The sequence below is a fragment of the Streptomyces palmae genome (genome assembly GCF_004684805.1).
In the GTDB taxonomy this organism is placed as follows: domain Bacteria; phylum Actinomycetota; class Actinomycetes; order Streptomycetales; family Streptomycetaceae; genus Streptomyces; species Streptomyces palmae.
On the sequence record NZ_SRID01000038.1, the window covers coordinates 23,368 to 29,635 of the forward strand.

General features: G+C 71.8%; 5 protein-coding genes. 1 reads left to right on the plus strand and 4 read right to left on the minus strand.

From position 1 onward, the window contains the following. Positions 1 to 5 precede the first annotated feature (5 nt). From E4099_RS35030 to E4099_RS06845, 4 genes are all read right to left on the minus strand, one after another. Complete coding sequence (locus E4099_RS35030; RefSeq protein ID WP_209446542.1) at positions 6 to 2,198, minus strand: hypothetical protein; 2,193 nt, start codon at positions 2,196 to 2,198, stop codon at positions 6 to 8. A 98-nt stretch (positions 2,199 to 2,296) separates the two neighbouring features. Continuing rightward, positions 2,297 to 2,929, minus strand: a complete 633-nt coding sequence (locus E4099_RS06835) for a PadR family transcriptional regulator (protein ID WP_135338034.1) — start codon at positions 2,927 to 2,929, stop codon at positions 2,297 to 2,299. 120 nt (positions 2,930 to 3,049) lie between these two features. Continuing rightward, positions 3,050 to 4,507: an aldehyde dehydrogenase family protein gene (locus E4099_RS06840; protein ID WP_135338035.1), complete on the minus strand. Its 1,458-nt coding sequence runs from the start codon at positions 4,505 to 4,507 to the stop codon at positions 3,050 to 3,052. An 82-nt stretch (positions 4,508 to 4,589) separates the two neighbouring features. Then, the gene (locus E4099_RS06845) at positions 4,590 to 5,453 is read right to left on the minus strand and encodes a helix-turn-helix domain-containing protein (RefSeq protein WP_135338036.1); all 864 of its coding nucleotides are present in this window, start codon (positions 5,451 to 5,453) and stop codon (positions 4,590 to 4,592) included. Positions 5,454 to 5,757: 304 nt separating this feature from the next. On the opposite strand from E4099_RS06845, the gene E4099_RS06850 reads away from it, so the two are divergent. Beyond that, positions 5,758 to 6,261, plus strand: coding sequence for an ATP-binding protein (locus E4099_RS06850; RefSeq protein ID WP_209446543.1), 504 nt, complete (start codon positions 5,758 to 5,760; stop codon positions 6,259 to 6,261). The last annotated feature ends 7 nt before the right edge of the window (positions 6,262 to 6,268 follow it).

The window sequence follows — 6,268 nt, forward strand, 5'->3', positions numbered from 1 at the left end:
GTAGGTCAGCGGTGCTGGTCGGCTCGGAGCAGGTGGGTCCGGCGCTCCACCGCTTCCAGGGCCCCCGGCCGCTTCCCGGGCACCTGGCGGCGCAGCTCCATCAGCATCGGAGCCAGCCGCACGGCCCGGTCCCGGTCCTGGATCTGCTGCCACTGATGGTGCGCCCGGTCCGCGGCGGCCTCCACATCCGGGTGCTCGGGCGGCTCCTGATTGCCCAGCCGCATCCGGGCCGCCGCCATCCACAGCTCGCAGGCGCGGTCCGGATCGCCGGCCAGCCGGGAGAGGTCGGCGCGCACCTCCAGCCAGTGGATCGCCGCCGGCGAACTGGGTCCGGCGGCCCGCATCGCCTCCTGCTCCCAGGTCGCCGCCATGGCCGCCGCCTCGCTGTGCCGCCCGGCCCGGGCCGCCTCCAGGATCGAGGCATGCGGATCGGGCACCCGCCGCCTGGGCGGTACGACCTTGGGCACGGTGACCGGCAGGGGAGGCGCCGAGGCGGCACCGCCGGGCACGGACCGCGCAGAAGCGCCACCGCTGGACACGGGCGGCAGCGAACCGCCGTTTCCGGGCACGGACCGCGCGGAAGCACCGTCGTCGGGAGCGGATCGCGCGGAGCCCCCGTCTTCGGGACCGGAGCGCTCCGAACCGGCACCGCCGGGCACGGGCGGCGCCGAGCCGGCACCGCCGGGAACCGGCTGCTCAGAACCGGCGTTGCCGGGCACGGGCTGTGCCGAGCCGCCGTCGTCGGGAGCGGACCGCTCCGAACCGGCGTCCTCGGCTGTCCTCGGCTCGCCTTCGCGGTCTGCCCCCGGCGGCACCGACCCCGTACCAGGGCCGGTCTTCGAGAGGCTGATGTCCCGCTCCGGAGCGGCTACCGGGCCTTCCTCCACACCCGCGGCAGGCTCTGCCCCGCCGGCTTCCACCTCCGGCAGGGCGGCGGCATCGGCCGCATCGCCCTCGGCACGGTCCGGTCCTTCCGCCGGCGCGTCGGCCCCCGCGCCCCGAGCCGCCACCGGCTCCGCTTCCTCGGGCTGTCCGGCGGCCGCCTCCGACGGGGATGCCGCGTCGGGCTCCGTACCGCGCTCCGGCACGGCCGGCCCAAGCGCCACCGGAGCCGCCACCGCGTGCGGCTCCGGATCCGGCGACATCGGCCACGTATCGGCCCCCGTACCACCGGGCGGCGGTACGTCCGGACGGCTCGGACCCCATGCGGCCTCGGGCCCACCGGCCACCGGCGCCTCGCCCGCCGCGGCGGCACCGGCCGGCCCGGACCAGGCACCACCCGGCCACGCGTCCTCCACGGGAGCCCCGAGAGCCGGCGGAACCATCGGTGCCGCCGGCGGAACCATCGGTGCCGCCGGCGGCACCCAGTCCATGGGCTCCACCGCGTCCAACGGCTCCACCAGTCCGGCGCCCGGCGGCCATATCCCCGCGTCCTCCACCGGATCCCCGCCCACTGGCGCACCGCCACCCGGCCAGAGGCCCGGCTCCCCCACCGGCACGCCACCACCCGGCTCCACCGCGAGGAGGAGTGCCTGACTGGTGCCCAGGCCCGCTTCCGTGGCGGCCTGTTCGTGCAGGCGGTCCAGCGGGGGTCGGCCGGGGGCGCCGCGCAGCAGGGCGGCCAGGGCACGGCTGTAGTGCGGCACCGCCAGTCGCCGCTTGGCCGGCAGCGGGGCGACGACGCCGTACATCCGCAGCCCGGCCGCCAGGTGCTCGGCGGCGGACGGGCCGACCGCGATCAGGCGCGCCCAGGCGGCCTCGTCGGCGACCAGGTCCGCCAGCACCGTGGTACTGCCCGGCACCCGGTGCCCCAGCTCGGCGGCGAGCCAGTGCCAGGGCAGCGCGGAGTAGCGGGCGGTACGCGCCGTGGTGTGGGCCAGGGCGAGGTGCGGCAGGTGCTGCTTGGTGTCGACCACGAGCCGGCCCGCGAGGTAGACCAGCACCGGCCCGGGGTGCGCGGCGGCGGTCCGTAGATGGGTCAGTACGGTCTGCGGGTCCGTGGGGTCCACCAGTTGTACGACGCTGGCTCCGCCCGGGGTGCCGAGCAGGACCGCCGGGGGTACGGCCGCGAGTGCGGGCAGCGCCGCCGCGGCGTCCATCACCCGCTGTTTGCCCTGTTTGCCGCCCTGGCCGGCGGCAATGAGCAGTGCGTACCCGGGCTCGCCTGCCGTTGCCGCGCCCGCTCCACTGATCGCCATATGAGCACGGTAGCCGGTGCGGGGCGGGCGTGTCGGTGGTGAACGGGGCGCACTCTTCCGGGAGATGCGGGCCCGTCCCCCTCACCGGCGGCCGTGGCTCAGTGGCCCTTCTTCCGGTCCGCGTAGGGGTTTTCGGCCCCGTCCGGCAGCACGTCGACCGAGCGTTCGCCCTCACCGGCCATCACGTACGCGCCGTCCTCAAGCCGTTGGATCAGGCCCCGGGTCCACTCGGCTCCACTGCGCGTCGAGTGCACCCAGAGCTTCATGATCTCCCCGATATGGCCCCACTCCTCCGGGGTGTCCGAGGGCGGTGCCCACTCCTGGGTGACCTCGGCCTGCCAGGCGTCCAGCGCGGCTACCCGCTGCTTGAGCAGGGCGATCGCCTCCGCCCGCGGCAGGTCCACGATGAAGCCCACCCCCGCGGTGAGCTCGTCGAGCTTCTGGCCGGGACGTACCAGTGCCTCGCGCAGCAGGGCCAGGTACTCCCGCTCGCCGGCCTCGGTCAGCTCGTACTCGGTACGCGGCGGGCCACCCGCCGTACTGGGCGCCACATCGTGGGCGAGCAGCAGGCCCTGCTTCGCCATCTGCTTGAGCGCGTGGTAGATCGACCCGGGCTTGGCGTTGGACCACTCGTGGGCGCCCCAGTACTCCAGGTCGTTGCGGACCTGGTAACCGTGCGCCCGCCCGTGCTGGCGTACCGCGCCCAGCACCAGCAGCCGGATCGCCGACATCGCTCCTCATTTCCTACGCCGCCCCGCGCCACCACCACCGCCGCCCAGCCTAGGACGGCGGTGGTGGCGCGGCCGGGAGGGGGATCGGCCGACCCCGTCGAACGGGGACCGGCCGCCCGGTCAGAACGGGAACCGGCTGCGCCCGTGCTGGATGGAGATCCACTTGGTGGTGGTGAACGCCTCGACCATCGCATCGCCGTTCAGCCGGCTCACACCGGAGAACTTCTCGCCGCCGAACGGCACGATCGGCTCGTCGTGCACGGTGCTGTCGTTGACGTGGAACATCCCGCTGTCCACCCGGCGGGCGAAGCGCACCCCGCGCTCCACGTCCCCGGTGTGCACCGCGCCGCTGAGCCCGTACTGGCTGTCATTGGTGATCCGCAGCGCCTCCTCGTCGCCGTCGAAGGGCACCAGCAGCGCCACCGGGCCGAAGATCTCCTGCCGCATCACCGGGGAGTCCTCCGGGACGCCGGTGAGCACCGTCGGCGAGACCAGGGTGCCCTTGGCGGTCCCGTGCACCAGCGCGGTGGCCCCGTCCGCGATGGTCTGCTCGACCAGGGAGGTGATGGCCTCGGCCTGGCGCTCGTTGATCAGCGGGCCGATGTGGGTGGCCGGGTCGGCGGGGTCGCCGACGGTCAGCGAACGCACCTTGTCCGTGAACCTGGCGGTGAACTCCGCCTCCACCTTGCGGTCCACCAGCACCCGGTTGGCCGCCATGCAGACCTGGCCCTGGTGGACGAAGCGGCTGAAGACGGCCGCGTCCACGGCGTAGTCCAGGTCGGCGTCGTCCAGCACGACCAGTGCGCTGTTACCGCCCAGTTCCAGAATGGAACTCTTGAAGTGGGAGGCGGCGACGGTGGCCACATGCCGGCCGACCTTGTCCGAGCCGGTGAAGGAAATGACCTTGGGCACCGGGTGCTCGATGAGCGCGTCACCGATCTCCGCTATGTCGGTGACCACCACATTGAGCAGCCCGGCCGGCAGCCCGGCCTCCTCCAGCACCTTGGCGACCAGCCCGCCGCCGCAGATCGGGGTGTTCTGGTGCGGCTTGAGGACCACCGCGTTGCCCAGTGCCAGCGCGGGGGCCACCGACTTCAGCGACAGCAGGAAGGGGAAGTTGAAGGGGCTGATGACGCCGACCACCCCGACCGGCACCCGGTAGAGGCGGTTCTCCTTTCCGTCCACCGGCGAGGGAATGATCCGCCCCTCGGGACGCAGCGCCAGCGCGATGGCCTCGCGCAGGAATTCCTTGGCGAGGTGGAGTTCGAAGGCCGCCTTGACCAGGGTGCCGCCGACCTCCGCCACAATGGCCTCGGTCAGCTCCTGCTCACGGTCCTCGACAATGCGCAGCGCCCGCTCGAATACCAGCCGCCGGGTGTAGGGATTGGTGGCGCCCCATTCCGGCTGGGCGCGCTCCGCCGCCCGGTAGGCCTGGTCGATCTCGTCCACGGTGGCCACCGTGATGGAGGCGAGCTTCTCCCCGCTGTACGGATTGAAGTCGACAATGTCCCAGGAGCCGCTCCCGGGCCGCCACTCGCCGTCGATGTACTGAAACGCCAACTCGGAGAAGTAGGACATGCCATCCCTATCTGGAGGACGGGGCGCGCTATGGCACCGTTACGTCTGTCACACCCCTGATGGCAGGCATCGTACTGACGTGTCAATTGCCGCGCAGCAGACCGTGGATGAGGTCTCTGCTGGCACTCGGTGACAGGCTGTCCGCGCTCAACCGGTCCAGAACCCGGGTGTACTGGGCGACCTCGTCCCGCTTGTCGACATAGAGGGCGCTGGTGAGCTGTTCCAGATAAACGATGTCCGGTAGGTCGTGCTCGGGGAAACGCAGCAGGGTGAAGGCCCCGCTCTCACCCGCGTGCCCACCGAACGCGAAGGGCATCACCTGGAGCGTCACATTCGACTGCTCGGACACCGAGATCAGGTGCTGGAGCTGGCCGCGCATCACCTCCGGGCTGCCGTAGGGCCGGTGCAGGGCGGCCTCGTCCAGCACCACATGGAAGTCCGGGGCGTGTTCGGAGACCAGCAGTTTCTGCCGCTCCAGGCGCAGCGCCACCCGGCGGTCCACCTCCTTGGGGCAGGCCTGCGGCTGCCCTTGGGTGACCACGGCGTGGGTGTAGTCCTCGGTCTGCAGCAGCCCGTGCACGAACTGCACCTCGTAGCAGCCGATCCGGGAGGCCGCGCCCTCCAGCCCGACATAGGTCTGGAACCAGCCGGGCAGCACATCGCCGTAACTGTGCCACCAACCAGTGAGGTTGGCCTCGCGGGCGAGGGCCAGCAGCGCGGCACGCTCCGCCTCGTCGTTGACCCCGTAGAGCGTGAGCAGATCCTCGATATCGCGCGCCTTGAAGCCCACCCGACCCAACTCCATGCGGCTGATCTTTGATTCGGAAGCGCGGATCGAATAGCCGGCCGCCTCGCGGGTGATGCCGCGCGACTCGCGGAGCCTCCTGAGCTGGGAGCCCAGGAGAATGCGGCGCACCACTGACCCGCTCGACTCGCTTGCGGTCATTTCCGTGACCCTCCCTGTACGGAACGCACCCTTCCCGGGGGCGACCCCCGGAGCCCCCGGGCGCGAAGTCTGCCACCTCAGGCTCCGCGCTGTGCCCAAGTCGTTACTCATCAGGGATTCCTACACAAGAGTGCGTAGGAAGAATCGGGAGCGAATCACGGCAGGAGCGTTCAAAACGGCTCGTGCACGTGCATCTGCCCTTGCATCTGCCCTAGTCATTCGGAACGATGAGCAGGCGCACGTGCTAGCTCGCATGAGATCCACACACCAGGATCGTCACGGCAACGAATGCAGGAGTGCTCGCATGGGGTGGAACGGCTCGACCATGCTGGAGCCCATGTGGCGAGGGCTTCCGCCTGTCGACCCCACGGCGGTCTCCGAATCCGCCTCCTGTGCCCTGCCCGCGCGCCACGAAGCGGTCAAGGGAGCGCGCCGGTTCACCAGCGACACCCTGAGCCAGTGGCACCTGCCCGAGCTCTTCGACGATGTCGCCCTGGTCGTCTCCGAACTGGTCACCAACGCCCTGCGGCACGCCGTACCGGACGCCCCCGCACCGTCGGCCGACCCGGCCTCCGAGCGGGACGCGCAGGTCCGGCTCCATCTGCTGCACTGGACCACCCGCCTGGTGTGCGCGGTGCGCGACCCCAGCGAGCAGGGTCCGGTGGCCGGCGAGGCGGACTCCTCGCAGGAATCGGGCAGAGGGCTCTATCTGGTGGAGTCCTTCAGCGACAGCTGGGGCTGGCACCCTCTTGCCGGGAGGCTGCACGGCAAGGTGGTCTGGGCCACGTTCCTCCTCCCCCGCGGCTGACCCCGCC

Bases quoted from the DNA above. Each gene is read 5' to 3' on its own strand.
- E4099_RS06835 (WP_135338034.1), bottom strand. From the start codon at position 2,929: ATGTCGGCGATCCGGCTGCTGGTGCTGGGCGCGGTACGCCAGCACGGG.
- E4099_RS06840 (WP_135338035.1), bottom strand. From the start codon at position 4,507: ATGTCCTACTTCTCCGAGTTGGCGTTTCAGTACATCGACGGCGAGTGG.
- E4099_RS06845 (WP_135338036.1), bottom strand. From the start codon at position 5,453: ATGACCGCAAGCGAGTCGAGCGGGTCAGTGGTGCGCCGCATTCTCCTG.
- E4099_RS35030 (WP_209446542.1), bottom strand. From the start codon at position 2,198: ATGGCGATCAGTGGAGCGGGCGCGGCAACGGCAGGCGAGCCCGGGTAC.
- E4099_RS06850 (WP_209446543.1), top strand. From the start codon at position 5,758: ATGGGGTGGAACGGCTCGACCATGCTGGAGCCCATGTGGCGAGGGCTT.